The organism is Bacteroides sp. An279 (assembly GCF_002159615.1).
GTDB classification, from domain to species: domain Bacteria; phylum Bacteroidota; class Bacteroidia; order Bacteroidales; family Bacteroidaceae; genus Phocaeicola; species Phocaeicola intestinalis.
In genome coordinates this window covers 1-597 of the sequence record NZ_NFJA01000213.1, presented here as the reverse complement: position 1 = coordinate 597, position 597 = coordinate 1, and the positions used below count along the sequence as shown (strand labels likewise).

Annotated in this window: 1 protein-coding gene; it reads right to left on the bottom strand. The window is 49.6% G+C overall.

Annotated features, from left to right (window positions below; translation table 11 throughout):
• A partial coding sequence (locus B5F78_RS16675) for an AAA family ATPase (protein WP_162608600.1) occupies window positions 1-597 on the bottom strand: 597 nt, incomplete at both ends.

The following is a 597-nucleotide window of genomic DNA, read 5'->3' as shown; positions in this document are numbered from 1 at the left end:
CCAGTTCTTCCTGGGTGATACCGCACAGGGCTTCATAGCGTATGTCCATGCTGATGTCGGCAGGCTGGTTGAAACCGCTGAACACGCTTACCTGCGAGAACTTGGTAACTCCGGTGAGCAAGACAAACTGCAGGTCATCGTCCGCAGCCTTGAATACCGAATAGAATCCTTTCAGCACTTCCCGGTTCCGGTCCTCCAGCAGCGTTTCCTCCTGTTCTCCCTTAATGCCCGTATCGAGTACGTCCAGGATAGGCTTGTCGTATTCGTCAATCAACACCACACAACGTCTACCCGATTGTTTGTGAGCCTGTTTGAGGACGTATGCAAAGCGTTTCCCAATATCCGTATAGTCCTGGCTCTTTCCGTATTCCCGTTCCCAACCTTTTATGGTACCTTCCAGTATATCTTCCAATGTACCCGGAACGGTGAAGTTGCTTCCATTGAAGTCGATGTGGAATACGGGATATTCCCTCCATTCCGTTTCCAGCTTCTCGATGGCAAGTCCTTTGAACAGCTCTTTCTTACCTAAGAAATAGTTCTTCAGGGTAGACACAAGCAGGCTTTTCCCGAACCTACGGGGACGACTGAGGAAATAAA